General features: G+C 71.2%; 25 protein-coding genes and 1 tRNA gene. 15 read left to right on the top strand and 11 right to left on the bottom strand.

Annotation, left to right across the window (positions count from 1 at the left end; all coding sequences use genetic code 11):
- Positions 1 to 1,542 precede the first annotated feature (1,542 nt).
- From AB0E05_RS25535 to AB0E05_RS25525, 3 genes are read right to left on the bottom strand one after another with little or no spacing between them, the layout of a single operon-like run.
- A complete protein-coding gene (locus AB0E05_RS25535) occupies positions 1,543 to 1,911 on the bottom strand; it encodes a hypothetical protein (protein ID WP_361967404.1) in 369 nt (122 codons plus the stop codon).
- A gap of 28 nt (positions 1,912 to 1,939) precedes the next feature.
- On the bottom strand, positions 1,940 to 2,368 hold the full coding sequence (locus AB0E05_RS25530) for an ATP-binding protein (RefSeq protein WP_361967402.1): 429 nt from the start codon (positions 2,366 to 2,368) through the stop codon (positions 1,940 to 1,942).
- 46 nt (positions 2,369 to 2,414) lie between these two features.
- A complete protein-coding gene (locus AB0E05_RS25525; RefSeq protein ID WP_361967434.1) occupies positions 2,415 to 2,822 on the bottom strand; it encodes an NUDIX hydrolase in 408 nt (135 codons plus the stop codon).
- 107 nt (positions 2,823 to 2,929) lie between these two features.
- Here AB0E05_RS25525 and AB0E05_RS25520 point away from each other — a divergent pair, with 107 nt between their 5' ends.
- The 9 genes from AB0E05_RS25520 to AB0E05_RS25480 all read left to right on the top strand — a co-directional run bounded on the left by AB0E05_RS25520 (position 2,930) and on the right by AB0E05_RS25480 (position 9,242).
- A complete protein-coding gene (locus AB0E05_RS25520) occupies positions 2,930 to 3,718 on the top strand; it encodes a GntR family transcriptional regulator (RefSeq protein WP_361967400.1) in 789 nt (262 codons plus the stop codon).
- Positions 3,719 to 3,896: 178 nt separating this feature from the next.
- A complete protein-coding gene (locus tag AB0E05_RS25515) occupies positions 3,897 to 4,253 on the top strand; it encodes a hypothetical protein (RefSeq protein ID WP_361967398.1) in 357 nt (118 codons plus the stop codon).
- Positions 4,253 to 5,584 (top strand): FtsK/SpoIIIE domain-containing protein, encoded by a 1,332-nt coding sequence (locus tag AB0E05_RS25510; protein ID WP_361967396.1) that lies wholly within the window; start codon positions 4,253 to 4,255, stop codon positions 5,582 to 5,584. The genes AB0E05_RS25515 and AB0E05_RS25510 overlap by 1 nt, the downstream gene beginning before the upstream one ends.
- Positions 5,584 to 6,156 (top strand): DUF2637 domain-containing protein, encoded by a 573-nt coding sequence (locus AB0E05_RS25505; RefSeq protein WP_361967394.1) that lies wholly within the window; start codon positions 5,584 to 5,586, stop codon positions 6,154 to 6,156. The genes AB0E05_RS25510 and AB0E05_RS25505 overlap by 1 nt, the downstream gene beginning before the upstream one ends.
- Positions 6,153 to 6,344 (top strand): mobile element transfer protein, encoded by a 192-nt coding sequence (locus tag AB0E05_RS25500; protein WP_361967392.1) that lies wholly within the window; start codon positions 6,153 to 6,155, stop codon positions 6,342 to 6,344. Before AB0E05_RS25505 ends, AB0E05_RS25500 begins: the two co-directional genes overlap by 4 nt.
- Before the next feature lie 14 nt (positions 6,345 to 6,358).
- Positions 6,359 to 6,553: a hypothetical protein gene (locus AB0E05_RS25495; protein ID WP_361967390.1), complete on the top strand. Its 195-nt coding sequence runs from the start codon at positions 6,359 to 6,361 to the stop codon at positions 6,551 to 6,553.
- On the top strand, positions 6,546 to 7,916 hold the full coding sequence (locus tag AB0E05_RS25490; RefSeq protein WP_361967388.1) for a replication initiator: 1,371 nt from the start codon (positions 6,546 to 6,548) through the stop codon (positions 7,914 to 7,916). Before AB0E05_RS25495 ends, AB0E05_RS25490 begins: the two co-directional genes overlap by 8 nt.
- The gene (locus AB0E05_RS25485; protein WP_361967386.1) at positions 7,909 to 8,091 is read left to right on the top strand and encodes a helix-turn-helix domain-containing protein; all 183 of its coding nucleotides are present in this window, start codon (positions 7,909 to 7,911) and stop codon (positions 8,089 to 8,091) included. Before AB0E05_RS25490 ends, AB0E05_RS25485 begins: the two co-directional genes overlap by 8 nt.
- Positions 8,091 to 9,242: a site-specific integrase gene (locus AB0E05_RS25480; protein ID WP_361967384.1), complete on the top strand. Its 1,152-nt coding sequence runs from the start codon at positions 8,091 to 8,093 to the stop codon at positions 9,240 to 9,242. The genes AB0E05_RS25485 and AB0E05_RS25480 overlap by 1 nt, the downstream gene beginning before the upstream one ends.
- A 78-nt stretch (positions 9,243 to 9,320) precedes the next feature.
- Here AB0E05_RS25480 and AB0E05_RS25475 read toward each other — a convergent pair.
- Positions 9,321 to 9,396, bottom strand: a tRNA-Arg gene (locus tag AB0E05_RS25475).
- Positions 9,397 to 9,641: 245 nt separating this feature from the next.
- Between AB0E05_RS25475 and AB0E05_RS25470 the strand changes: the two genes are divergently transcribed.
- Positions 9,642 to 11,213 (top strand): class I adenylate-forming enzyme family protein, encoded by a 1,572-nt coding sequence (locus AB0E05_RS25470; protein ID WP_361967382.1) that lies wholly within the window; start codon positions 9,642 to 9,644, stop codon positions 11,211 to 11,213.
- Here AB0E05_RS25470 and AB0E05_RS25465 read toward each other — a convergent pair.
- Positions 11,200 to 12,609 (bottom strand): M6 family metalloprotease domain-containing protein, encoded by a 1,410-nt coding sequence (locus AB0E05_RS25465; protein ID WP_361967380.1) that lies wholly within the window; start codon positions 12,607 to 12,609, stop codon positions 11,200 to 11,202. The two genes, AB0E05_RS25470 and AB0E05_RS25465, sit on opposite strands and share 14 nt — an antisense overlap.
- 534 nt (positions 12,610 to 13,143) lie before the next feature.
- Between AB0E05_RS25465 and AB0E05_RS25460 the strand changes: the two genes are divergently transcribed.
- Together AB0E05_RS25460 and AB0E05_RS25455 are read left to right on the top strand one after the other, a co-directional pair.
- Positions 13,144 to 13,734 (top strand): TetR/AcrR family transcriptional regulator, encoded by a 591-nt coding sequence (locus AB0E05_RS25460; RefSeq protein ID WP_361967432.1) that lies wholly within the window; start codon positions 13,144 to 13,146, stop codon positions 13,732 to 13,734.
- 301 nt (positions 13,735 to 14,035) lie between these two features.
- On the top strand, positions 14,036 to 15,571 hold the full coding sequence (locus AB0E05_RS25455; protein ID WP_361967378.1) for an MFS transporter: 1,536 nt from the start codon (positions 14,036 to 14,038) through the stop codon (positions 15,569 to 15,571).
- A gap of 213 nt (positions 15,572 to 15,784) precedes the next feature.
- Here the strand turns inward: AB0E05_RS25455 and AB0E05_RS25450 are convergent, their stop codons facing one another.
- Positions 15,785 to 16,318 carry a MarR family transcriptional regulator gene (locus AB0E05_RS25450; protein ID WP_361967376.1) on the bottom strand — a complete coding sequence of 178 codons (534 nt, stop codon included), beginning with the start codon at positions 16,316 to 16,318 and terminating at the stop codon, positions 15,785 to 15,787.
- A 149-nt stretch (positions 16,319 to 16,467) separates the two neighbouring features.
- Here AB0E05_RS25450 and AB0E05_RS25445 point away from each other — a divergent pair, with 149 nt between their 5' ends.
- Complete coding sequence (locus AB0E05_RS25445; protein WP_361967374.1) at positions 16,468 to 17,274, top strand: class III extradiol ring-cleavage dioxygenase; 807 nt, start codon at positions 16,468 to 16,470, stop codon at positions 17,272 to 17,274.
- A gap of 110 nt (positions 17,275 to 17,384) precedes the next feature.
- Here the strand turns inward: AB0E05_RS25445 and AB0E05_RS25440 are convergent, their stop codons facing one another.
- Positions 17,385 to 17,921, bottom strand: a complete 537-nt coding sequence (locus AB0E05_RS25440) for an N-acetyltransferase family protein (protein ID WP_361967372.1) — start codon at positions 17,919 to 17,921, stop codon at positions 17,385 to 17,387.
- Between the two features lie 148 nt (positions 17,922 to 18,069).
- Here AB0E05_RS25440 and AB0E05_RS25435 point away from each other — a divergent pair, with 148 nt between their 5' ends.
- Positions 18,070 to 19,071, top strand: coding sequence for a sigma-70 family RNA polymerase sigma factor (locus AB0E05_RS25435; RefSeq protein ID WP_361967370.1), 1,002 nt, complete (start codon positions 18,070 to 18,072; stop codon positions 19,069 to 19,071).
- 173 nt (positions 19,072 to 19,244) lie between these two features.
- Here AB0E05_RS25435 and AB0E05_RS25430 read toward each other — a convergent pair whose 3' ends face one another.
- Entirely contained in the window at positions 19,245 to 20,219 is a 975-nt protein-coding gene (locus tag AB0E05_RS25430; protein ID WP_361967368.1) for a transcriptional regulator, read from the bottom strand.
- A 197-nt stretch (positions 20,220 to 20,416) separates the two neighbouring features.
- Here AB0E05_RS25430 and AB0E05_RS25425 point away from each other — a divergent pair, with 197 nt between their 5' ends.
- Positions 20,417 to 21,985 carry an MFS transporter gene (locus tag AB0E05_RS25425; RefSeq protein ID WP_361967429.1) on the top strand — a complete coding sequence of 523 codons (1,569 nt, stop codon included), beginning with the start codon at positions 20,417 to 20,419 and terminating at the stop codon, positions 21,983 to 21,985.
- A 77-nt stretch (positions 21,986 to 22,062) separates the two neighbouring features.
- On the opposite strand, the gene AB0E05_RS25420 is transcribed toward AB0E05_RS25425, so the two are convergent.
- The 3 genes from AB0E05_RS25420 to AB0E05_RS25410 form a co-directional block, all read right to left on the bottom strand.
- The gene (locus AB0E05_RS25420) at positions 22,063 to 23,073 is read right to left on the bottom strand and encodes a DUF6227 family protein (protein ID WP_361967366.1); all 1,011 of its coding nucleotides are present in this window, start codon (positions 23,071 to 23,073) and stop codon (positions 22,063 to 22,065) included.
- A gap of 143 nt (positions 23,074 to 23,216) precedes the next feature.
- Positions 23,217 to 24,374: a P1 family peptidase gene (locus AB0E05_RS25415; RefSeq protein ID WP_361967364.1), complete on the bottom strand. Its 1,158-nt coding sequence runs from the start codon at positions 24,372 to 24,374 to the stop codon at positions 23,217 to 23,219.
- Positions 24,371 to 25,612: a low temperature requirement protein A gene (locus AB0E05_RS25410; RefSeq protein WP_361967362.1), complete on the bottom strand. Its 1,242-nt coding sequence runs from the start codon at positions 25,610 to 25,612 to the stop codon at positions 24,371 to 24,373. Before AB0E05_RS25410 ends, AB0E05_RS25415 begins: the two co-directional genes overlap by 4 nt.
- Between the last annotated feature and the right edge of the window lie 188 nt (positions 25,613 to 25,800).

Genomic DNA, 25,800 nt, shown 5'->3' with positions numbered 1-25,800 from the left:
CCACAGCCATCTGGCACAACTGGACCACCAACGCCAAGATCAAACGCTCTCTAATCGCTTACGACCACTGACAGCATTCGGACTCATTCATCTAGCGGCCCGGGTGGGGGCGCCCCCACGCGTAGCCGTGGGGGAGTACCCCCATCCTCCGCCTTGCGATCCACGGCACCAGACCCCTCCCCCTACGCCCGGAGGGCGTGGGGGGACCCCCGCCCTGATCCAGCCTGATCCGTAAGACAGGCCCCAGCCGCGCCGCCGGGTCCGATCTGACGATCGCAGCCATCGCCGTGGCCGAGGACCTTTCCCTCTTCACCACCGGTCCCGACGACCGGTCACCCGCCCGAAGGCGCCCCACGAAGGCTGATGCCGGAGCCGGGCCCCGGGCGGGCGGCGATCCCCACGGGCTGCACCGTGCGCGTGCGGCGTGATCGCGCGATCAACTCCCCGTCCGCTCACGCAAACGGCCTCGGACGAGAAGTCCGAGGCCGAGTAGAACCCCCACCTGGAGGAGAAACCCCAGGTCAGAGCGGTGATGCGCTGTGCCCCCGGCAGGATTCGAACCTGCGACACCCGCTTTAGGAGTTCGATCCTCCCGTGCTGCGGTCGGGCCTCGCTCCGCGCACCAGTGCGCACTTGGTCGCTGATACCCACCGCTGTGCGTGGTCGTTGATGTCAGCCTTGGATGTCAGAGCAACAGCTCCGGCACCGGACAGATCTCCCAAGGCTCGTCCGGCTGGTCGGCCCAACGTCACCGTACGTGCCGAGTAGAGCACCCCCACAGCGTCCGGCAGACCCGCCGGCTATCGTCCTCCCGATCCGCAAGGACGAGGCCGCCGGGCTACTTCTTCTGCGGACCGGTCCTTGACACGGATGGGAACACCCCCGCAGGCGCGGGGCCGACCAAGGTGACGCGGAGGAAGAGGGACACCTCCTCGGAACACCCCCGCAGGCGCGGGGCCGACACTTCCTGACCTGGGGTTCTTTCAGCGGGGAACGCGGATTTCAGTTAGTTGGGACGCGGGGGCACGGCTGGCAGCCGCGCCCGCGGGACGGGAATCTGGCAACACCGTGGTCATCATCGTCGGAGCGCCCTCAGAAACAGGCACGAGGCACCCCTCCTCGTCGTGGGAAGACCAAACGGCCTCGTCATCGTTCCCGATGTCGCCCATCCCCGTCCAGCAGTCCGCTTGGGGCGCCGGGGGCGTCGTTCGTAAGGTCGGTGGAGCGGCTTTGGGCGGGAGCTGCCATGGGGCGAGAGATCGGGGCCCGTAAGCTGCTGGCGACTCGGGCGGTCTGTGGACCTGCCCGCTAAGGCCCGATGTGGGCCCCGATCTTCGAGGCTCGCCCCATGGTGGCTGCGTAAAGCCGTGGAACCGACCGCCCCAGCCACAGAGGGTTTCTCACCGTTCAACCCGAGCTGTGGCATGCGGCCGGTGCCCGGGCCGGAGCGGGGCGGAGACAGGAGCGGCGGGCCGGGCGCCGGGCCGCGCTCGACGCGCTTGCGCGGCGGGGGCGCCTTGAACCAGTAGAGAAAGTTGTAACTCAGGGGCTGGGTGGTCTGAACTGCTGTGTGCAGGGCGGGAGCTGGGTGTTCTGGCGGTGGGCCAGGGGGAGGAAGCTCACGGGGCGGGCGGTCCAGGTGATGTTGGTCTTCGTGCTGGTGATGGACAGGGCGACTGGTTCGAGGTGGAGCAGGTCCTCAGCCATCGTGTGGCGGTCCTCGTAGAACCACCTCCACGCCTTCGCCGACGCGTCGACGTCGAGTGCCGGTTCGACGGTGTGGAGTGCGATGGCGATCCAGCGGATGGCCTGTTCGGCGGTGTCGGCGTCGATGGACGCGAGAAGGGCCGACTTCCCGTCGCCGTTTGTGGTGGTCCAGCACTCGCACCAGTAGCCCGGGGTTGGCTTCACCGGTCCGTGTCCCTCGGCCAAGCGGGGATCACCACGGGCGGCCTGCCCTGTGCGGGCCGGCGAAGAGTTCCGCGGTGACCGTGCGGCCCCCGTCGCTGTCGTGGACGACGACCTGGTGGGCGAGGCTGTTCACGATGTGGAGGCCCCGGCCGTTGGTGGCCCCGTCGCCGGCCCGGTTGATCTCGGGGGCGGTGTCGGTTCCGCCCGCGTCGGTGACCGAGAGCGCGACGACCCGGGCCGTGACGGCGACGGCCAGGTGAAAGCTCCCGGATTCCCGGCCGCTGGCGGTGTGGAGGACCGCGTTCGAGCTGAGTTCGCTGACGATCACTGCCGCGTCGTCCGCCATGGGCGAGCCTCGCAGGATGTCGCGTGTCCAGCGGCGGGCGCGGCTGACCTCTTCCGGGAGACCTGGGCAAGTGAGCCCCCAGACCCGGGCCCGGCTCGTATACTCGTGCATACAAGTCCCTTCATGCTGGTAGGCCGCCATGTGCAGCGGGTTAGAGCTAGACGAGTTTCACGCCGTCGTGGGCGCGTACGGCCGGTGGCGACGCCGCGTCCATCGCGTCCAGGACGCGGATCGCGTACGCCTCGTCGGCGAGTTCGGTGACCTCTTCGCGGGTGGCCCAGCGCAGGGCGCGGGTCTCACTACCGGTGGTGGGCGTGCCGTCGGCGGCCTCGCAGCGGAAGACCAGCGAGACGATCAAGCCCTTCATGTTCTTGTAGACGCCGGTCAGGGTCGCGGGAAGTGCGATCTTGAGACCGGTCTCTTCGAGGACTTCGCGTTGCAGTGCCCCGGGAATGGTCTCCTCGCGTTCGAGGACCCCGCCCGGTGGCTCCCAGTGGCTGTTGTCGCGCCGCTGTATGAGGAGGGCCCGGCCCTGGTCGTCCACGATGACTCCGGCGACGCTCACGGAGTGCGGGCGGTCAGTGCTCACGTTCCTCGGCCCTCTCGGCTGACTAGGCTCACCACGGTAGCAACAAGACTCGCCCACTCGTCTAGATACCTAAAGGAGTACGTATGCCTTCGCTTCCGAGCGGCATTCTCGGTGATCTCGACCCCACGAGCGATCGTGCGGTGTTCCGGCAGATCGCCGACCAGCTCAGGGACGCGATCGACCGTGGGCGATTCCGGGAAGGGGAGAAGCTGCCGTCAGAGGCGGAGCTTGTCGATCATTACGGCGTCTCCCGGATGACCGTCCGGAACTCCTTCTCTCTCCTCCAGGGCGAGGGCCTGGTGCACGCCGAGCACGGCAAGGGTGTGTTCGTACGACCTCGACCGCCCGTGCGTCGACTCGCCTCCGACCGCTTCGCGCGCCGCCACCGCAAGCAGGGGAAGTCGGCGTTCATCGTGGAGGCGGACGCGGCCGGCAGTCACCCCCAGGTGGACAGCCTGGAGGTGAAGGAGGAGAAGGCGAGCCAGGACATCTCGATGCGGCTCGGGTCCGTACGTCGGGTGCTCGCCCGTCATCGCCGCTACCTGCTCGACGGCCGACCGGTCGAGTTCGCCACTTCGTACCTCCCCCTCGACATCGCCCGCGGTACGCAGATCGCCGAACCCAACCCGGGGCCCGGCGGCATCTACGCCCGCCTCGAAGAACTCGGCCACCAGCTCGACCGCTTCGAGGAAGAGATCCGGGCCCGGATGCCCTCGCCCGCCGAGGTGAAGACGCTCCGGCTGGCGGCGGGCGTGCCCGTGTTCCACCTGATCCGAACCGCGTACGACACGGAGGGGCGGGCCGTGGAGGTCTGCGACACCGTGATGGCGGCGGACGCGTACGTGCTCAACTACCAACTTCCGGCCACCTGATGCCCTGACCAGGCGTTCCATGGCGGTGCGCGGAGTTCCCTCCCTGAACTCGTACGGCCCCATAGACATACTCGTATAGACGAGTGGGCAAGTTGTATGCGAAGGTGATCACCGCACCTCCCAACTCGGGGGTGCGGGACACATCTTGTCTAGACGAGTAGATGGGGAGATGGAGTGCATGCGCACCATTCGTGTGGAGACTTCGGCGGCGACGGTTCTGTTGACGGAGGCTCCTGAGCTGAAGGTTCGTGATCGGCAGACGGGGGAGATCGCCAAGGACGCTCAGACCGGTGAGAGCTTGATGACGCTCGGTGTCGTGTACATCGAGGACGGTGAGTCGTCGTTGGTGAAGGTCACGGTGCCGGAGAGCGGGATCGCTGACGGGCTGATGCTGGGGGCGCCGGTGTCGTTGCCGGGGTTGGTGGCGCGGCCGTGGGAGAGCGTGTTCAACGGGCAGCAGCGGCACGGCATCGCGTTCCGCGCCGCTGCCGTGATGCCGGCCGCGTTCCCCGCCGCCATGGGAGCGGACGCCTGATGGTCGACGCCACGACTCTGCTGGTCGTGGGCGGTCTCCTCGTCGTGTTCGGCGTCGGGGCCGCCTATGCCCGGGCCCGTCATCCGGGCCTGTATTGGTCCATGGTCGGTCTGCCGATATCGACCGCGCGGCTGCTGGGGTCGTACGGGTCGGTCATGGAGGCGTGCGGCCTGACCGTGGCGCCGTCCCGGCTGCGGGTGATGGCCGTTCGCGTGACGACTCGGCGGGAGGTGCGGCCGGTCCCGCCGCGTCGGGGGATTCTGCGGCCGACGTCGACGGGGTTACGGCTCCGGCTCCGGCTCGCGCCTGGTCAGGAACCGGCGGACGTGGCCGCGTCGGCGGAACGTCTGCGGCATGCCTGGGGTGTGCACGCCGTGTACGTGTCGACGGTCAAGCCTGGGCTGGTGGAACTGCGGCTCGTCGGCTTCGACGTCCTCAAGCGGGTGCGGATGCCCCGCAAGCTGGACACGGCCCTGCTGCGGGTGCCGGTGGCGTTGCGGGAGGACGCGACCGCCTTCGTACGCGACTACCGCACCGTTCCCCACGGGCTCACCCTCGGCGCGACGCTCTCGGGCAAGTCCATGTTCCTCCGCCACTTGATCAGCGGGCTCGCCTCGCAACCGGTCGCCCTCGTCGGCATCGACTGCAAGCGGGGCGTCGAACTGGCCCCGTTCGCTCCCCGCCTGTCTGCCCTGGCGACTGATCCGGCTGAGGCGGCGGAGCTGCTGCCCGCGCTCGTGGGAGAGATGGAGGAGCGGTACGACCTGATCAAGACACGGCAGGGCATCGCCCCCGGCATCCCGGACGAGGAGATCACCTCCGATATCTGGGGGCTGCCCGAGTCGGAACGCCCGGTGCCGATCGTGCTGGTGGTCGATGAGGTGGCGGAACTGTTCCTCATCGCCACCCGGAAGGACGAGGAGCGGCGGGATGAGATGGTCACCCACCTCATTCGGCTCGCCCAGCTCGGTCGCGCCGCGGGGATCTATCTGGAGGTGTGCGGGCAGCGTTTCGGCGCGGAGTTGGGCAAGGGGGCCACGATGCTGCGGGCCCAGCTCACCGGCCGGGTCTGCCATCGGGTCAACGACGAAGCCTCGGCCAAGATGGCCCTCGGTGACATCGCCCCGGAAGCGGTCGGTGCGGCCTGCACCATCGCCCCCGACGCGCCCGGCCTCGCCGTGGCCGGTGACACCTCGGGCGGCTGGTCCCGCATCCGCACCCCGTACCTCTCCCTCGCCGACGCAGCCGCCACCTGCCGCAACTCGGCCCACCTCACCCCCGACCTACCCGCGCTGAAGCCCTTCCGGCCGGACGTACTGGTGAACGACTGATGCGCGCCCAACTGGCCCGTGTGGACGCAGTACTCGTCCAGGCGGTCATCGCCGCCGCGTTGTCCTTCGCCCACCTTCACGACCTGGCGGTGGCAGCCGGACAGGACGGGTGGAAGGCGTGGGCCTACCCGGTCAGTGTCGACCTGTTGATGGTCGCGGCCTGGCGGCGCCTGCGCTCGGGGCAGTCCAAGACGGTTGCCTGGTGCTGGTTCGTCATCGCCCTCGCCGCGTCGCTGGGCGCGAACGTCGCCACCGCCGGACTCCTCGACATGAACGACGTCCCCGCCTGGCTCCGCATCACCGTCGCCGGTTGGCCCGCCCTCGCCTTCCTCGGCGGAACCCTCCTCGCCCACACCCCCGACCCGAAACCCCCACCCGTAGAACCACCCGATCCGCCGCCCCCAACGGCCGTCCCGGCCGCGCTGGTGGAGCACGCCCGCAAGGTCGCCACCGCACACCGCGCCCGCACGGGACACGCCCCCGACGCCGCGACCCTCCGTGCCCGGCTCGGAGTCCCCCAACCCATGGCCGACGCCATCGCCACCCGCCTCCGAGAGGAACGCTCACCGTGACCCCGAACCGCCGCTTCCGCCGCGTCACCCGCATCGGCCCCGTGCAGGTCGGGACTTCATACGACAACCGGGGGAGCGAGAAGCACACAGCCGCTTGCACCGCCCCGCGCTGCGGCTTCTCCGCCGACTACGACTCGCGCGCCGCCGCCGAACTCGCCGCCCGCACCCACCGCTGCCCCGTCCGCTGAAAGGGCCCGAACCCATGAACGTCAGCCTCCCGCTGGTCGCCGTCCTCGGATTCTTCGCCTGGGGCGCGGTCAAGTTCCTCGGCGTCCGAACCTGGGTGGTCGTCGTGATCACGCTCTTCGGCTTCTGGCTCTCCCAGACCTTCCTGGCCCCCGGCATCGAATCCGGAACGCGATCCAGCGTGGACATCATCAATGACTCACATGACTAGACGAGTAGATAAGGAGCACGTCATCTTCACCCGCACCACCCCGCCGCCCCTCGCCGAACTCTCCAAGCTCGCCACAGGCGGCACCCTGCCCGCCCTCGCTCGTCAACTGCGTGGCCTGGGTGGCTGTACGAACCCTGTCCGTCTCGACGGCCATCGCACGGAACACGCCCTCGACACCGCGACCGGGGAGATCGGCCCGCTCCTTCACCGCCTCGACTCCACCCGGCTTCCGGCGGGGAGTCTGCTGGTGCGGTGCAACAACCGCCGTACGACCCGCTGCACGGCCTGCGCGGAGGTCTACCGGCGCGACACCTTCCACCTGATCACCTCCGGCCTCCGCGGCGGCAAAGGCACCCCCGACACCGTCACCACCCACCCGCGGGTCTTCGCCACCTTCACCGCTCCCGGCTTCGGCCCCGTCCACAACCGCCCGTCGGGTCGTCCGGCCTGCCGCTGCGGAGTTGCGCACACCCCTGACGACCCGGCCTTGGGCACACCGTTGCGCTCGGACGCGTACGACTACGAAGCCGCCGTCCTGTGGAACGCCCACGCTGGCGCACTGTGGCGCCGCTTCACCACCCACCTACGCCGCGAAGTCGCCAAACGCGCCGGCCTCACCCAACGCGAGCTACGCCACCACGCCCGCGTCTCCTTCGCCAAGGTCGCCGAGTACCAAAAGCGCGGCGCGGTCCACTTCCACGCCGTCATCCGTCTCGACGGCCCCAACGGCAGCCACACCCCACCCCCGCCCTGGGCGACGGCTGAACTCCTGACCGACGCCATCCGCGCCGCCACCACCCAAGCCCGCATCACCGGCCCCACCCTCAACAGCCGCACGCACACCTTCACCTTCGGCACCCAACTCGACGTCCGCACCATCCGCGGCGCCGACTTCACAGGCGGCCAGGAGCTGACCGACCGGGCCGTGGCCGCGTACATCGCCAAGTACGCCACCAAAGGCGCCGAAACCGCCACCGGCGCCCTCGACCGCCCGCTGAAGTTCGCCGCCGAACTCGCCCACCTCGACATCACCGACCACGCCCGACAACTGATCCGCACCGCCTGGACCCTCGGCGCCCGCAAAGACCTCGCCCACCTCCGCCTCCGCGCCTGGGCCCACATGCTCGGCTTCCGCGGCCACTTCTCCACCAAGTCGCGCACGTACTCCACCACCCTCGGCGCCCTTCGCCACGCCCGCACCCAATGGCGCCACGCGCAGAACACCACCGAGCACCCCGAGCAGACCACGTACGTCCTCGCCCACTGGACCTACACCGGAACCGGCCTCACCGAAACCGAAACCTGGCTCACGGCCTCCCTCGAACCCGCCCCCGGAACGGAAGGAGAACCCACCCATGCGTGACGACGAGTTGTTGACCGTCACCGACGTGATGGGGCGGCTGAAGCTCAGTCGCTCGAAGGTCTACGACCTCATCCGTTCCCGGCAGCTCCCCTCAGTCACCATCGGCCGGTGCCGGCGCATCCCCGCCTTCGCCGTCCGCGACTTCATCACCGACGAGTTGGAGGCGGCGGCCTGATGGCGCAGCAACGCAAGCGGAACCCGAACGGCGCCGGCACGATTACCAAGCGGTCCGACGGTCGCTACCAAGCGGCGGTGTACGTCCCCCAGCCGGACGGCACGACGGCGCGCAAGTTCGCGTACGGCAAGACGTGGACGGAGTGCGACGCCAAGCGTCGTGTGCTGCTCGACAAGGCCGCTCAGGGCATCCCCGTGCCCACCCGTTCCCACAAGCTGGTGGAGTGGCTGCCCTACTGGCTGGAGAACGTGGTCAAGCCTCGGCGGAAGCTGAGCACCTACGACAAGTACGAAGCGCACGTACGACTTCATCTCGTGCCGCTGGTAGGTGCCAAGCGGTTGGAGTCCCTCAGCGTCGCGGACGTCCGCCGCTTCCTCGTACGGCTGGAGAAGACGACCACGGCGGCCACTGCCAAGGAAGCGCACCGGGTGCTGCGGTCGGCGCTGTCGTCGGCCTGCCGGGAGGAGCTGATCGCACGCAACGTCGCCAAGCTCGTCGAACCGCCCCGGACGGAGTCGCGCGAGCTGAGGCCCTGGACGTTGGAAGAGACCTTGGCCTTCCTCACGGCCTCCCGCGGTGACCCGCTGTACGCGGCGTTCGTGCTCGCCATCGCACTGGGGCTGCGTCGAGGGGAGATCGTCGGGCTCCGCTGGTCGGACGTCGACCTCGACAACCGCGTGCTCCACGTACGCCACCAGGTCCAGCGGCGTCGTGGCGTGCTGTACGACGACGACCCCAAGAGCCGTCGCCGCCGCGTGGTCCCACTGCCCGCTCTGTGCGTCGCGCCCCTCCGCTGGCACCGGATACGGCAGGCGACCGCCCGGACCAAGGCGGGGGAGAAGTGGCAGGACTCCGACTACGTGTTCACCACCCGCACCGGTCGGCCGGTCGAGCCGCGCAACGTCTACCGGTCCTTCACCCGCGTCGCCCAGTCCGCCGGTCTCCGCCTCATCCGGCTGCACGACGCCCGACACGGCACGGCCACGCTCCTCACGGCGGCCGGAGTCGCGCCCCGCGTCGTGATGGAGATCCTGGGACACTCACAGATCAGCATCACCATGGACGTGTACACGCACGTCGCCCAAGACACGCAGCGCGAGGCGATGAGCCATATGGACCGGCTGCTGAGGAGGCGCCCGGACCGCGGATGACCACAGGCGATCGCCCGCGTTGATGTCAGACGTGGATGTCAAAGACCCCGGACCATGATCGGTCCGGGGTCTTTGCGCTGGTGCCCCCGGCAGGATTCGAACCTGCGACACCCGCTTTAGGAGAGCGGTGCTCTATCCCCTGAGCTACGAAGGCGAAGGCGTGGCACTGCCGGACAGTGTAGCGGGTGGTCCTTCCCGGGCAGAGGCAGTTGATCAGCCACCCGCACCGCGCCCCGCGCCCGTGTCTTGACGGCGTCAGTGGGGGGTCCTAGCGTCGCCGGCTGGCTAGGTTCGGTGCTGGTGGGAGAGGGGTGCGCAGTGGGGGAAGGGCTGGCTGGGGTCGGGGCGCCGTTCGAAGTGGGGCGGGGGGAGGACGGGGGGCTTGCGTACGTCGGTGGGGTGCGGACGCTGACGGAGTTCGTGGAGGCCACCTGGGGGTACGGGGACCGGGTGTTCCTGGTGGGGGAGCGGAGGGCGTACTCGTACCGGGAGTTCTTCGCCGCCGCGAGTGCGCTCGCTCGGCGGCTCGTGGACGAGTACGGGGTGCGGCCGGGGGAACGTGTGGGGATCGTCATGCGGAACCGTCCGGAGTGGGTGATCGGCTTCTGGGGGGTGCAGCTGGCGGGGCTCGTGGCCGTGCCGTTGAACGCGTGGTGGACCGAGGGGGAACTGGGGTACGCGCTCGATGACTGCGAGCCCGCCGTGTTGCTCGTCGACGGGGAGCGGCTGGGGCGGGTGCGGGCGTGGGCCGGGGCCCACGGGGCGCATGTGGTGGTGTTTGCCGGGGACGGAGGGGACGGCGGGGACGGAGGGGGCGCCGAAGGCACAGGTGCGCGGATCGAGCGGTACGAGGACTGGGACGCACCCGATCCGTACGGCGCTCCGCCCGCCGTGGACGTGCGCGGCGAGGACGACGCCACCATCATCTACACGTCGGGCACGACGGGCCGGCCCAAGGGCGCCGTCGCGACACAGTTCGCGCAGGTGGGGGCCGCCGTGCATGCGCGGTACCAGGGTGCTGCCGCGACCTTGGCGCGCGGCGGGGTGCCGGGGGTCGGGGCGGCGCCCGTGGCGCTGATGACGTTTCCCCTCTTTCACGTCGCCGCCTTCACCACCCTCTATCCGGTCATGGCCGCCGGCGGCACGATCGTGCTGATGCGGAAGTGGGACGCGGCGCAGGCGGTCCGGCTGATCGACGAGCACCGGGCCACTCACTTCTCGGGGGTGCCGACGACCGCGCTGGAGCTGCTGGACGCGGCCGAGCGCGCGGGCAGCGGGCTCGCGTCGCTGACCAACCTCAGCACCGGTGGTGCCGCGGCGCCGCCCGAGCTGGTGGCGCGGTTGACCGCGCGGTACGGGACGCGGATCGAGCCGCGCACGGGGTACGGGCTGACCGAGACCTCCGGTGGCGTGCTGGCGAACTTCGGGGACGCCTACCGCGCCGACCCGCTGAGCGTGGGGCTGCCCGCGCCCGCCGTCGAGGTGCGGATCGACGAGGGCGGCGAGCTGCTGCTGCGCGGGCAGTCGCTCGTCCGCGGCTACTGGCGGGACCCGGAGGCGACCGCCGCCGCCTTCACCCCGGACGGGTGGCTGCGCACCGGGGACCTCGCCGTCGAGGTGGACGGGCGGATCCGGATCGTCGACCGGATCAAGGACGTGGTGATCCGCGGCGGGGAGAACGTGTACGGCGTCGAGGTCGAGGCGGTGCTGCACGAGCACCCGGCGGTCGCCGACGCGGCGGTCGTCGGCGTGCCGCACCCCGTACTGGGGGAGGAGGTCGCGGCGGTGGTGCAGCTGAGGGCCGGGGCCGCGGTGACGGGCGAGGAGGTGCGGGAGCACGTACGGGGCCGGCTCGCCGCGTTCAAGGTGCCGGCGCACGTCGTCTTCGGAGGCGTGCCCCGCAGCTTCACCGGGAAGATCCTCAAGCGGGAGCTGCGGGACACGGTCCACCGGCAGGTCACGAGCGGGTGACCCGCACCTTGTAGACGCCCTGCTCCTCGGAGAGCACCGCGATCTCCACCCCGTTCGCCTCGTCCGTGAACTTCTGCCCCGGCCGGTACGGCGCGTCGGAGAGTTCGGCGTGCACGTTGGGGCGCCGGGTGCAGCCGCCGCTGTCGGCGCGGCTGTCGGAGACCGTCACCGGGCCGTTGCCGGTGTCGACGCTGGAGCGCACCCGGTAGATGAGGACGCCGGGGCGGCACACGGCTTCGTCGTTGCCCTCGCGGGTGCGCACCTCGACCGCGTAACCGGTGTCGGCGGAGACCGGCACGACCGTCATCTTCGTGCCGCCCGCCGTGGCGAGCGGGGTGAGGGCGTACTCGGCGCTGCCGGACGCCGAGGCGCAGTGGATCTGTTCGGGGTCGAGCCAGCCGAGCTTCCACTTGTGCCAGCCGAGCATGTCGTTGTTGGCCCCCCAGTCCTCGGACATGATGTCCCAGTGGCCGACCTCGGCCCCGCCGTCCGCGGTGTAGAGGTCGGGCAGGCCGAACACGTGGCCGTTCTCGTGCGGCAGGACCCGGTACCCGGTCTCGGCGTACGAGCCGGACCCGTCGTCCTGGCGGCTGTAGACGAAGGACGTGTTGGCGAGCGGCACTCCGTCGGCGACGGGTGCGTCGGTGTTGCCGGAGAAGGTCACGGAGAGCACGGTGTCCAGCGCCGAGGGGCCGGCGTTGGGCGTCACCAATATGTTGACCAGGTCGTACTCGCTGAAGTCCACCTTCGGGTCGGCGACCGTCACGACGTCCTCGACCAGCTTGCGGTAGGCGGGGTCGTACGGTGCGCCGCGTTCTATGCCGTACGAGGTGAACGGCATCGGCATCCGCAGCCACCCCTTCACCGGGGTCTTCGCGACGTAGTCGAGCCGGCCGTACGAACTGGTCCGGAACCACTCGGCGGTCTGCGGGAAGAACTCGCCGAGCCGGTCCGTGGCCTCGCCCGGGCCGACGGCGTCGGGGAAGTCGACCATCAGGTTGAGGGCGCGGACCTCGCCGGTGGAGGGGGAGTAGCCGGGCGGGGTCGGCAGGCCCTCGGACATCTGGACACCGAGGGGGGCGGGGAGGCGGCAGGGGCCGAGGCCGGTCGCGTCGGGGGTGCCGGCGGCGGGGCCCGTGGACGCCCGGGTGGGGACGGTCAGGGTGCTGCTCGCGGTGGTGAGCGCGGCCAGGGTGACGGCGGCGAGGGCGGCCAGGCCGCCGATGCGGCGGGTGCGGCTCGGGTGGCGGTGCGCGTGGCCTCGGGGGTGTGCGCGTACGCGGTCGAGCGCGGCCCGGAAGGGGCCCGTGGCGCGGAAGGAGCCCGGGGCGTCGGCTATCCGATCGGCTCGGCGTATCCGGTGGGACCGGCGTGCCCGGTGGCGCGCGTGCAGCATGCAACCGCCTTCGGCTGAGGTCGGCAGCCGGCCGGATTCCGGCTGCTCCGTGTGCGTTCAGCCTCTGGTGGGCGGGGGTGCGGCGCGCGCCGAGCGGGGCCGTTCGTGTGACGCGGCGGATACGGAGCGCAGCCCGCGCGTGTGTGGCGCACGTCACGTTAGGTCGGGGAAATAAGCGGGGGTCGACTCCCCGTTTGCACCTGTGTTCCGCGAAGCGGGGAGGGAGTCCCCGCTTTGTGACGAACATGACAGAGACGCCACGGACAGCCGGAAGCAGCGCACGGAGGAGGGAGCGGGGTCGTGATCCCAGCCGCCAGGGTCGTCGAAGCGGACGTCGCCGCCGCGGACGCCGTCGGTGCGGACATCGCCGCATCGAGCGCCCAGGGACCGGACGCAGGTGCGGTCCGGGGGAAGCGCGGTCGCGCGCCGAGCCGTACCGAACCGGACGCCGCTTCCAACGGCGCTGGAGCGTCCAGCGGGACGGAGTGCGCGCACGCCGTCGGCCGACGCACCCCGCGCCCCCGCGCCGACGCCCTGCGCAACCGCGAGCGGATCATCCGCGCCGCCCGCGAACTGCTCGTGGCGTACGGCCCCGACGTGCCGCTCGACGAGATCGCGCGCCGCGCCGGCGTCGGCAACGCCACGCTGTACCGCCACTTCCCGGACCGCGCCGACCTCCTGCACGAGGTGGTCGTCTTCGTCCTGGACCGGATGTACGAGCAGGCGGAGCGCGCCCAGGCCGAGGAGGCGGACCCCTTCGACGCCGTGCGCCGCTTCGCGCACCGGGCGGCGGAGGAGCGCACGGGCGCCCTGTGCCCCGTCGTCTCCAGCACCTTCGACCGGGAGCACCCGGACCTCGTGAGCAGACGGACCCGGCTCGAAGACGCCGTCGAGGCGCTCATCGAGCGGGCCCAGACGGCGGGCCGGATGCGGCCGGACGTGGCCGTGGGGGACTTGATGGTCGTCGTGTCGCTGCTCACCCGTCCCCTCCCGGGCACGGGCTGCGTCGACAACGACAGCTTCGTCCACCGCCATCTCCAGTTGTTCCTGGACGGTCTCGAAGCGCCCGCGCGCTCCGAACTGTCGGGGAGGGCGATCACCTTGGAGGACCTGCGCAAGCACTGAGCACTGACCCGAAGCCCCAGCACCCCGACCCCCGGTCCCTGGCCCCCGAGCCCAGGGACCCCTGAACCCATAGACCCAGAGCACCCAGAGAACCTCCGGAGCACTGACGGCGGGACACCGCCGGCACGCCGCCGAGACGACGTGCCGCCGACCCGCCCGTGCGTCACCGAAGCGACCGCGGGGGCCGGGGCCGAGCGCGCTCGCCCACGCCCGTAGGCCGTTCTCGTACCACTGTGAACCGCCGGTTCCCTACCCCCTCACGCCCAGAACCGGCTCGATGCACCCCTAGGTGGACTCCTCCATGGCAAAAACAGCCCACGCCCTGCCGGACGCCTCGCGTCCCGATCCCCAGCGCTGGAAGGCGCTGATCTTCATCGCGCTCGCCCAGCTCATGGTGGTGCTGGACGCGACGATCGTGAACATCGCGCTGCCCACCGCCCAGGAGGACCTGGGCATATCCGACGGCAACCGCCAGTGGGTCATCACGGCCTACGCGCTCGCCTTCGGCGGACTGCTCCTCTTCGGCGGCCGGGTCGCCGACATGTGGGGCCGCAAGCGCGCCTTCGTCATCGGCCTCATCGGCTTCGCCGCGGCCTCCGCGCTCGGCGGCGCCGCCACGAACGAGGCGATGATGCTGGGCGCCCGTGCGCTCCAGGGTGTCTTCGGCGCGCTGCTCGCGCCCGCCGCGCTCTCGCTGCTCTCGGTGATGTTCACCGACGCCAGGGAGCGCGCCAAGGCGTTCGGCATCTACGGTGCGATCGCCGGTGGCGGCGGCGCCGTCGGCCTGCTGCTCGGCGGCTTCCTCACCGAGTACCTGAACTGGCGCTGGACGTTCTACGTCAACATCCCCTTCGCGATCGTCGCGGCCGTCGGCGCCTACCTGGTGATCCGCGAGTCCGAGGCCGCCCGCAACCGCTCCGCGCTCGACGTCCCCGGCGTCGTCCTGTCCACCCTCGGTCTGGTGGCCCTGGTGTACGGCTTCGCGCGCGCCGAGCACTCCGGCTGGTCGGACGGCCTGACGATCGGCATGTTCGTCGCCGCCGTCGTGCTGCTGGCCGCCTTCGTGGTCACCGAAGCCAAGGTGAAGGCTCCGCTGCTGCCGCTGCGCGTGCTCACCGAGCGCAACCGCGGCGGTGTGTACCTCTCCCTCGGCCTCGCCGTCATCGGCATGTTCGGCCTGTTCCTCTTCCTGACCTTCTACCTGCAGATCGTGAAGGGGTACTCGCCGGTCAAGACCGGTTTCGCCTTCATGCCGATGGTCGTCGGCATGATCGTCGGATCGACCCAGATCGGCACCCGACTGATGACCCGGGTCCCGGCCCGGCTGCTGATGGGCCCCGGCTTCCTGGTCGCGGCGCTCGGCATGCTGATGCTGACGCAGCTCGACGTGGACAGCTCGTACGCCACCCTGATCATGCCGGCGCAGCTGCTGCTGGGCCTCGGCATGGGCACGGCGTTCATGCCGGCGATGGCGCTGGCCACGAACGGCGTCGAGCCGACGGACGCGGGCGTGGCCTCCGCGATGGTCAACACCTCGCAGCAGGTCGGCGGTGCGATCGGCACGGCCCTGCTGAACACGATCGCCTCTTCGGCGACCACGGCGTTCATCGCCGACCGGGCGGCGGGCGCGACGAACCCGAAGCTGCTGGAGCTCCAGGGCATGGTGCACGGCTTCACCGCGGCGATCTGGTGGGCGGTGGCCATCCTGGTCGTCTCCGCCGCCATCGCGATCTTCATGATCAACGCGGGGCGTCCGGAGCTGGGTGCTCCGGGTGCCGCGTCGGGCGACGGCGCGGACGCCGAGGCGGAGGTGAAGGTCCCCGTCGTCATGCACTGAGACTCGGTGAGAGCTGAGGCTCGGGCGGGACCTGAGGCTCGTGCTCTAGCTCGTGCTCGTGCGGGACGCGAGCGGGCGGGCCGGGCGTGAGGTCCGTACGCGAAACCTGAGCGCGAAGCTCGGGCGGAACGTCCGAAGGGGCCTTGCCGGATCGATCCGGCAAGGCCCCTTCGGGCTCTCGGGGCCGCCTCCGGGCCGACGGAGCGCGGGCCGTCAGCGCAGCCAGGGCAGGTCCGCCCCGGAGTCCTGCGGCTGCAACCCCTCCGCGATCGTCTGCATGATCGCCCCGAGCTGGTCCACCTGCTCCGGCGTGAGCCGGTCGAACATCGCCTGGCGCACCGCCTCGACGTGCCCGGGCGCGGCGCCGCGCAGCACCTCGTACCCCGCGTCCGTCAGGACGGCGTTCTGGCCGCGCTTGTCGGAGGGGCAGTCCTCGCGGCGCACCCAGCCGTGGTGCTCCAGCCGGGCCACGGCGTGCGAGAGTCGAGAGCGGGTGATCTTGGCGTCGATGGCCAGCTGGGTCATCCGCTTGCGGCGGTGCGGGGCCTGGGAGAGCTGGACCAGCAGGCCGTAGTAGATGTGCGGCATCCCGGCGTCGCGTTGCAGTTGGCGATCGAGGTGGTCGTCGAAGAGCCTGGTGGCGTGGAGGTACCAGCGCCACACGCGCTGCTCGTCGTCGCTGAGCCAGCGGGGTTCGAGTCCGTCGCCGGCGCCTTTGCCGGACGCTGCCGTGGATGCCGTGTTCATACCTCTACTGTACGACCATTTCTTGAAAGTTAAACTAAATAGGGCTAAGGTTCGAGTGTGAGCTTGAAGATTCAAGCTTATGGTCCCATGTCGCGCACGAGCCGGAACGGTTCGTGGGCATCTGTCCCGGATCGGAGTTCTGGATTCCCATGACCACCGCCCCCGCAACGCCCCCGCCGGGAACGCCCTCGACGGAGCGCATGCCCGCCATCTACCTCTCCCACGGTGCGCCCCCGCTCGCCGACGATCCGGTCTGGCCGGGTCAGCTGGCCTCCTGGGCCGCCGACCTGCCGCGCCCCAAGGCGGTCCTCGTCGTCTCCGCCCACTGGGAGGAGGCGCCGCTCGCGCTCGGCGCGACCCGGACCGTTCCCCTCGTCCACGACTTCTGGGGGTTTCCGCAGCGTTACTACGGGGTCCAGTACGCGGCGCCCGGCGCGCCAGGGCTCGCCGACTCCGTGCGGAAGCTGCTGCGCCGCGCCGGCACGCCCGTGCAGGACGTGCCGGACCGCGGGCTCGACCACGGTGCGTACGTACCCCTGGTGGAGATGTACCCGGACGCCGACCTGCCGGTCCTCCAGATCTCCCTGCCCACCCTCGACCCGCAGAAGCTGCTGGAGGTCGGCCGCCGGCTCGCGCCGCTGCGCGACGAGGGCGTGCTGATCGTCGGCAGCGGGTTCTTCACCCACAACCTCGCCGCGCTGCGGCACGACGGCGTGCCCGGCTGGTCCGTCGAGTTCGACGACTGGGGCCGGCGGGCGCTCGCCGCGGCCGACGTGGACGCGCTGCTGGACTTCGAGCACAAGGCGCCTGCCGGGCAGCTGGCCCACCCCCGCACCGAACACTTCGCACCCCTCTTCGTCACCCTCGGGGCGTCCGAGGGCGAGCTGGAGCAGGGGCGCAGCGTGATCGACGGCTTCTGGATGGGACTCGCGAAGCGCTCGGTGCAGTACGGCTGACCGGTGCGGGGGAGCGGTGCAGGGGAGCGGTGCGGCTGGGCAGTACGGCTTGGCGGTACGGACGAGACGGCGGGGCGGGCCCGCGGCGGGGTGCCGTCGCGGGCCCGTCGCTACGCGTCGTCGCCGAGCCGCTTCTCGTACCAGGTGATGTCCCAGTACCGGTCGAACTTCCGCCCGACCTCGCCGTACGTCCCGATCGGCCGGAAGTCGAAGCGGGCGTGCAGCCGCACGGACGCGTCGTTCGGCTGGGTGATCCCGGCGTACGCCCGGTGCACGTCCTCGCCCGCCAGCGCCTTGAAGAGCGCCTCGTACAGCGCCGTGCCGACGCCGCGGCCGGCCGCTTCGGGCGCGCAGTAGATGCTGACCTCCACGGAGGTGGAGTACGCCGCCTTGGGGCGTAGTGCGCTGCTTGTGACGTATCCGAGCAGCGTCCCCGTTGCGTCCCGAGCAACCAGAAGGCGGTGCGGGCCGTCTTCAGGGTGGGAGCGCAGCCACGGAAGGCGCTGCTCAGGGGTGAAGGGCTCGGTGTCGAAGGTGATGGGCGTCTCGACGACGTAGTGGTTGTAGAGCTCGGTCAGCTCCGCTAGATCGGCCTCGACCCCTGGGCTGACCAGCACTTCTGTATGTTCCCCGGTCGGCTGACCCATCCATCCTCCTCGTGTGGCCGGACAGGGTACTGCAAGATCATAAAAAATGTCGCGCTGCATGGGAATTCTGTCCGGATTGCAATCGTTGTTTCCATCGGATGCAGGGCACCCGGAAGGGTGTCGCGACCTACTCAGCAAGGGAGCTCGCATGGCCACCCGTGCCGTCGCCCGTCGCCAGTCCGATAAGCAGGGGACCACCGACCGGGCCAGCAGTGTTCGCGCCGTGGGCGGGGAGATCGCCGACCGCGACCTGGTCGGCATGTACCTCGACGAGATCGCGCGTACGCCGCTGCTGGACGCCGCCAAGGAAGTGGAGCTGTCACAGACCATCGAGGCCGGGGTGTACGCCCGGCAGATCCTCGGCGGCGAGGTGGAGAGCGAAGCCGGCGGTGCCGCGCGCGAGGAGTTGGAGGCGCTGGTCGCCGAAGGCGAGCGCGCCAAGGACGTCTTCATCAGGTCCAACCTCCGTTTGGTGGTGGCCGTGGCCCGCCGCTATCCGCGCAGCGGCCTGCCGCTGCTCGACCTGATCCAGGAGGGCAATGCCGGCCTGGTCCGCGCGGTGGAGAAGTTCGACTACGCCAAGGGCTTCAAGTTCTCGACGTACGCGACGTGGTGGATCCGTCAGGCCATCACCCGCTCCATAGCCGACCAGTCCCGCACCATCCGGCTCCCCGTCCACCTGGTGGAGGAGCTGGGGCGGATCCGTCGCGTCCAGCGCGAGTTCAATCGCGAGAAGGGCCGTGAGCCGGAGGCCGTCGAGATCGCGGAGGAGCTGGGCTCCACCCCCGCGCGCGTCACGGACGTCCTCGACTGGGCCCGCGACCCCGTCAGTTTGAACATGTCGGTGGATGACGCCGGCGAGACCCAGTTCGGCGACCTCCTGGAGGACACCTCGGCGGTCTCCCCCGAGCAGTCGGTGCTGACGCTGCTGCGCAGCGAGGGCCTGGACGATCTGATCGGCCAGCTCGACCAGCGCACCGCGTCCATCATCCGCATGCGGTACGGCATCGTGGACGGCCGGGAGCGCACGCTCACCGAGGTCGGCAAGGAGCACGGACTGACCCGTGAGCGGATCCGCCAGATCGAGAAGCACGCGCTGCTGGAGCTGAAGCGCATGGCGCGGGACACCGGCTTCGACGCAGCCGCGTGAGCCCCCTGGGCGCCCCCGTGAAGAGCGCCCACCCCAAGCGGACCCCGAGGCCCACCCCCCCTGGCCTCGGGGTCCTTCCCTGTCCGGGGTCCGTGCGCCGAGGTCCGTGCGCCGGGGTCCGTGCGCCGGGTTCCGTGTCCCGGTGTCTGAGGGCCGGTTGGTTGCGGGCCCTGTCAGGCCGGGGGCGGGGGCACCGAGCGCTTCAGTCGGGCGCCCAGCTCGCTGACGTACGAGACGAGGGCCGCCGGCCCGTGCACGGTGAACTCGCAGTCCACCAGCGCCAGCCGCAGCGCCAGCCATTCGACGGAGTCCTGCGAGCGGGTGCGCAGCCGGCAGCGGTCCTCCCCGGTGGCGACGGGCACGCCGAGGTACGAGGGCAGCCGCGCCGCCACGAAGGAGGCGGGCGCCTCGAAGTCCACGTCGACCTCGTGCTCCTCGCCGTTCGACCGGGACATCGTGGACTTCAGCAGCTCCGCGCCGCTCTCCGCCGCCAACTCCCTGGGCGTGAAGCGCACCCCGGTCGCGAGCGGCTCGGAGACCCGGTCCACCCGGAACGTCCGCCAGTCCTCCCGTTCCAGGTCGTACGCCACCAGGTACCAGCGCCAGCCCGTCGACACCAGCCGGTGCGGCTCCACGAACCGGTTCGTCTCGCTGCCGTCGCCGGCGCGGTAACCGAAGCGCAGCCGCTCCCGCCCGCTCGCGGCAGCCGCGATCGCGGTGAGCGTGCGCGGATCGATGCTCGCGCCGTCGCCCCTGGTCAGGGGGATGGTCGCGGCCTGCAGGGTGGTCACCCGATGCCGCAGCCGGGACGGCAGCACCTGCTCCAGCTTCGCCAGGGCCCGTACGGAAGCCTCCTCCATGCCTTCGATGGCGTGCCCAGCCCCGGCGCGCAGGCCCACCGCGATGGCGACGGCCTCCTCGTCGTCCAGGAGGAGGGGAGGCATCGCGCTACCGGCGACCAGGCGGTAGCCGCCGACCGCGCCGCGGCTCGCCTCGACGGGATAGCCCAGGTCACGCAGCCGGTCGATGTCCCGGCGGATCGTGCGCGGGCTGACGTTCAGGCGCTCGGCCAGTTCGCTGCCCGGCCACTCGCGCGGAGTCTGGAGCAGGGAGAGCAGATTCAGGAGTCGTGCCGGAGTGTCCGTCATGGCTTCAGGATGACGGCTAACTAGGCCGTGTTCTGACCTATACGAACCCTAACGTTCGGCTCATGACCTCTCAGCAATCCGTGTCGTCCGCCACAGCCGCGGGGAACGCGCCAGACGCACCAGTACCAGGGCCGGCCCCTGCACCCGCCAGCGCGGAGCACGCCGACCGGCGCCGCTGGATCGCCCTCGCGATCGTGATGACCGCGGCCTTCATGGACCTGGTCGACGTCACGATCGTCAACATCGCCATCCCCAGCATCGAGCGGACCCTGGACGCCTCCTTCGGCTCCATCCAGTGGATCACCGCGGGCTACGCGCTCGCCTTCGCGGCCGGCCTGATCACCGGCGGCAGGCTCGGCGACATCTACGGCCGCAAGCGGCTCTTCCTCATCGGCATCGGCGGCTTCACGGTCGCCTCCGCGCTGTGCGGCTTCGCCGCAGGCCCGGAGATGCTGGTCGCCTCCCGCCTGCTCCAGGGCGCGACGGCCGCACTGATGGTGCCCCAGGTGCTGGCGATCGTGCACACCACCTTCCCGGCGCACGAACGCGGCAAGGTCTTCGGCCTCTTCGGTGCCGTCGTCGGACTCGGCGCGGTCTCCGGCCCCCTGGTGGGGGCCCTGCTGACGGAGTGGAACCTCTTCGGGCTCGAATGGCGGCCGATCTTCCTGATCAACCTGCCGGTGGGCATCGCGGGGCTGATCCTGGGCCGCAAGTACATCACCGAGTCCCGCGCCCCGAAGGCGCTCCGGCTCGACCTGGTCGGCGTCGTCCTCGTCACCGGCGCGATGCTGATGCTGGTCTATCCGCTGACGCGCGGCCGGGAGCTGGACTGGCCGGTGTGGGGTTACGTGTGCATGGCGGGCAGCCTCGTCGTGTTCGGCGCGCTCGTCGCGTACGAGCGGTTCAAGGCCCGCAAGGACGGTTCCCCGCTGATCGAGCTGTCCCTGTTCTCGGTGAAGTCCTTCGCGGCGGGCATCGCGGTGCAACTGGTCTTCGGGATCGTGCTGGGCGTCTTCTTCCTGGTCTGGACGCTCTACATGCAGACGGGCCTCGGCTGGAGCCCGCTGCGTGCCGGGCTGACCGGGGTGCCGTTCTCGATCGCCGTCTCCTTCGCGGCCGGCATCTCCGTGCAGAAGCTGGTGCCGCTGTTCGGGCGCAAGGTCCTCCAGGCCGGTGCGCTGGGGATGATCACCGGACTGCTGCTCTACATCTGGGCTGCCGGGCGCTACGGCACGGAGATCGAACCCTGGCAGATGGCGGGGCCGCTGGTCGTGATGGGCGTGGGCATGGGGCTGATCGTGGCGCCGCTGACGGACGCGGTGCTCTCCGGCGTGCCGCGCGAGCACGCGGGATCGGCGTCGGGGCTGATCACCACGGTGCAGCAGATGGGTACGGCGCTGGGCCTGGCGCTGGTGTCCGTGGTCTTCTTCGGCACGATGGACGAGGAACGGCTCGTCCCGAGCGAGGTCGGCACGGCCTTCACCGACGCCTTCCGCAACTCCCTCTGGTACGTCGTCGCGGTCCTCGTCGTCATCTTCCTGGTGATGTTCGCCCTGCCGGCCAGGCCGCGGCAGCACCTGGAGGGCGCGTCGGAGGATGAAGGCAACGTCGAGGCGCCGGAGAGCAACGCCGAGTCCGCGAAGAGGGGCGCGTCCGGTGAGGGCGTCGCGTCTCGGGAAGGCGGCGAACCGGCGAAGGGCGTCGAGTCCGCGGAGACGCAGGCGGCGGAGCAGGAGCAGCCGCGGGAAGCCACCTTGGCGCGCTGAGGCCGCCCTTCACCGCTGTGCCGTGCGCGGGCTCCGGGACTGCACCCGGGGCCCGCGCACGTACGCGCACCGGTACGTCAGAGGCCGGCCCGCGGGACGGAACGGCCCCGGCCGCGCGCCTCCATCGCTTCCCGGGCGATGCTCTCCGACTCGTACACCTCGCACATGTGGCGGCCGTCGGGCGTCGCGGTGTGCTCCACCTCCCACAGGGAGATCTCCGCCCCGTCGAGCAGCAGGAACGCGTGCTCGTAGAGGGTGAAGCCGGCGTCGCGCTCGCCGACGCGGCAGTGGCGGCCGAAGACCTGGGTGATGTGGTGGGCGAAGGCGGTGCGCAGCAGCTCGGCGGTGCGGGGGCCGGGGCGGTCGGCGTTCTCCGCGCGGCGCAGGACGCGGCGGGCGTGGTCGGCGGAATTGTCCGGGACGTACATCCGGGGGAGCGGAGCCGGCGGCGCGGCGATCAGCCGGGCCAACAACTCGGCGTCCGCCTCCAGGTGGGAGGCGGGGGACGCCGGATACTCAGAGGGAGCCGACGGGGCCGGGGGGACGACGGAGGGGCGCGGCCCCACGTCGGCGGAGCCGAGGGCGCCCCGGTCGGCCGGGTCCGTACCGCTGTCGGTGCCCTCGTCGGCCTTGGCGTGGCTCTCGCCGCGCTGGCGGCCCGCCGCCCCGTCGGTAGGGGCCGCGGCGCCCTCGTGGCCCCATGCGGCGTCCCGGGAGCGCGGGCCGGGCGGCGTGCCGTCGGCGTACCCGCTCGTGTCGCCGAAGCCGGGGAAGCCCGCGGGCAGTCGGGACGCGGCGAGCCGGACCTCGGACTCGTCCGCGTACACCTCGTGCTGTTCGGCGCCGCCGGGGCCGGAGTTGTGCACGAGCTCCCACAGGACGAGGGAGCTGCCGTCGCTCAGCAGATACGCGTGGCGGTACGTGGCGCGGTCGAGCTGCGCACTGTGGTGCGAGGAGTGCAGCGAACTCGCGTGCGCCAACGCCGAGTCCAGTCTCTCGACGGTGGCGTCGGGCAGGTCGAAGGAGTTGAGCGCTCGACCCAAGAGTCGCGAGAGGTGTGTCTCGGTTGTCTCATACGGATCGTTCAAGATGGGTCTCCTGGCCGTCGCCACAAGTGACTCGTTGATTGCTAAAAGTAGCCCCTGGGTCCGACACGGTGTCCGGCGTTAAGGAAAACGCAAGAAGTCTTTGCGGAGTTCCCCGCCGTCTTCCAAGATGGGCGTCCGGTGCGTCACTTGATGTCGTACAGCTCTCGGTACGCCGGGTAATCACCGCCTGGACCGGTTACGGACGCCGCCGCGAGCACCGCCTTGATGATGGCGCGCGACACCGCGTCAGCACCGGCAGCCAGCACGTCGTTCAGGGCGAGGGGGTGGTCCGCGGGCAGCGGCACCGCGCCGGTGGCGAGGGTGAAGACGGTGTCCCCGTCGTTGAGCAGGTGGACGGGGCGGACGGCGCGCGCGATGCCGTCGTGCGCCGTGCCCGCGAGCTTCTGCGCCTGTGCCTTGGTCAGGTCGGCGTCGGTCGCCACGACGGCCAGGGTGGTGTTCAACGGCGGCGGGCCGCTCGCCTCCCGGGCCTTCTCCAGCCTTTGCTGCGCCCGCGCGTGCACGGCCGGGTCGGGGTAGCGGACCCGGCCCGGCGCGCCGGAGCCCGCCGGTCCGTCTTCCTCGGGGTGGAATCCGCCCTCCTCGGGGTGGAAGAGGTGCCCGTACAGCACGCCCGTCGTCGGATCGAGCACCGAGCCGGCGGCGTTGGCGACGACGAGCGCGGCGACGGTGACGTCCCCGCCGTCCGCGCCGATCCCCTTCAGGACCGTGCTCGCCGTGCCGACGCCGCCCTTCACCGCCCCCACCACCGCGCCCGTGCCGGCGCCCACGTCGCCCTGCGGCACGGGGGCGCCGAACGGCGAAGCGGCGGCGTCGGCCACCGCGGCCCGGCCGGTGGCGGCGTCCGGGCGCGCGCTCCAGTCGCCGCCGCGACCGAGGTCGAACACGCAGGCCGCGGGGACGACGGGCACCACGCGTCCCGGCGCCACCGGCACCCCGCGCCCCTGCTCCTCCAGCCAGGCCATCACCCCGCCGGCCGCGTCCAGCCCGTACGCGCTGCCGCCGGTCAGCACGATCGCCTCCACGCGCTGCACCAGGTTCCGCGGGTCGAGCGCATCGGTCTCCCGGGTGCCGGGCCCGCCGCCCCGTACGTCCACGGCGGCCACCGCGCCGCCCGCGGGGGCGAGGACCACGGTCGTGCCGCTCAGCGCCCGCTCGCCCGGTACGCGCGCGTGTCCCACCCGCAGCCCCGCCACGTCCGTCAGGGCGTCGTTCCCGCCCGCCGCCGCGCCTGCCGTATGTGCTGTATGTGCCGTGTCTGCTGTGCCCTCGTGCGTCATGACTCCTGAGTACCACGCCGCCCCGTGGCCACCGATCGGGCGGCGCGGCGGGCCTCCCGCTCGGCGAGCAGCACGCCGGTCGCGACCGTCGCCGCCGAGACCAGCCCGCTGGCCAGCACCGCCCAGCCCTCGGCGAACGTGCAGCCGACGACGGCCACCGCCGCCACCGGCAGGGTCAGTTGCTGCGCCGTGCCCCGCTCGAAGTGACGGGCGTGCAGGAACCACACGGTCAGCAGGAAGACGGCCGTGGGCACGGTGACCGCTGCCGACGCGGCGACTTCCGAGATGTGTGCGACGCCCACCGCGTGCTCGACCGCCACCTCCATGCCCGCGCCGATGGCCGCCGCCGAACCGAAGACCAGGACGTGCCCGTAACCCCACGGCAGGGCACGCCGGTTGGACGTCAGCCGTTCGTGCGCCGGTACGGCGAAGTAGATCCACCACGCCGAGAAGATGATCAACAGTCCGCCGGCCGCGATGGGCAGCAGTTCGCTGACGGCCTCGTGCTCGTCGAGGGCGGACTGGACGGCGATGGTGCTCGCCGACATCGTCTCGCCGAGCACGATCAGGGTGAACAGGCCGTACCGCTCGACGATGTGGTGCGGGTGCCACGCCGTCCGGTGGTGCCGCTCCGCGATCGGCGGGACGGCCAACTCGGCGGCGATGACGACCAGGAACAGCCACCGCTTGTCGCCCTGCGGCGCGAACAGCAGCGCCACCCACGCCAACTGGCAGAGCACGATCCCCACGGCGTACGTGAGCGCCGTGCGTCGCCCCTCGCCCGTCTCCGAAGCGGCAGCCCGCAGCCACTGGGTGGTCAGCGCCAGTCGCATGATCAGGTACCCGGCGACGGCGATGCCCCAGTCGTTCGCCTCGAACGCCCGCGGCACCCCCGCCGCGTACACCAGCACCCCGGCGATCTGCACCAGCGTCGCCATCCGGTACGGAACGTCATCACAGTCGTATGCCGAGGCGAACCAGGTGAAGTTCATCCAGGCCCACCACACCCCGAAGAAGACGAACGCATACCCCGTCACCCCCTCCGCCGGGTGCCCCTCGGCGACCGCGTGGACGAGCTGCACCCCGGCCTGGGCGACCGCGACGACGAAGCACAGGTCGAAGAAGAGCTCCAGCGGCGTGGCCGCCCGGTGCTCCTCGTCGGCGCGGCGCGGCAGCATGCGGCGCACCGGCCGGGAGCCGCCGCCGGTGGTGGCTGAGGTGGTCATATGGCTCGTCATACGCCGGCCCACCGCGGCGCGACCCGTCCCGCCGCCGCGCCGCGGGCCGACTGGGCTAAGCCGTCACCCCACCGCCTGACGCCTCGCCGCCACGAAAGGCGCACCTGGCACGCCCTGCCTACGGTGGCCGCGTGACCGAGCCACCGCCGCGCCCGGACGGGCCGCCACCACCCGAGCCCCGCCCGGAC

The sequence above is a fragment of the Streptomyces sp. NPDC048057 genome (assembly GCF_040653095.1).
GTDB lineage: Bacteria > Actinomycetota > Actinomycetes > Streptomycetales > Streptomycetaceae > Streptomyces.
This window is presented reverse-complemented; position numbering and strand designations above follow the sequence as displayed.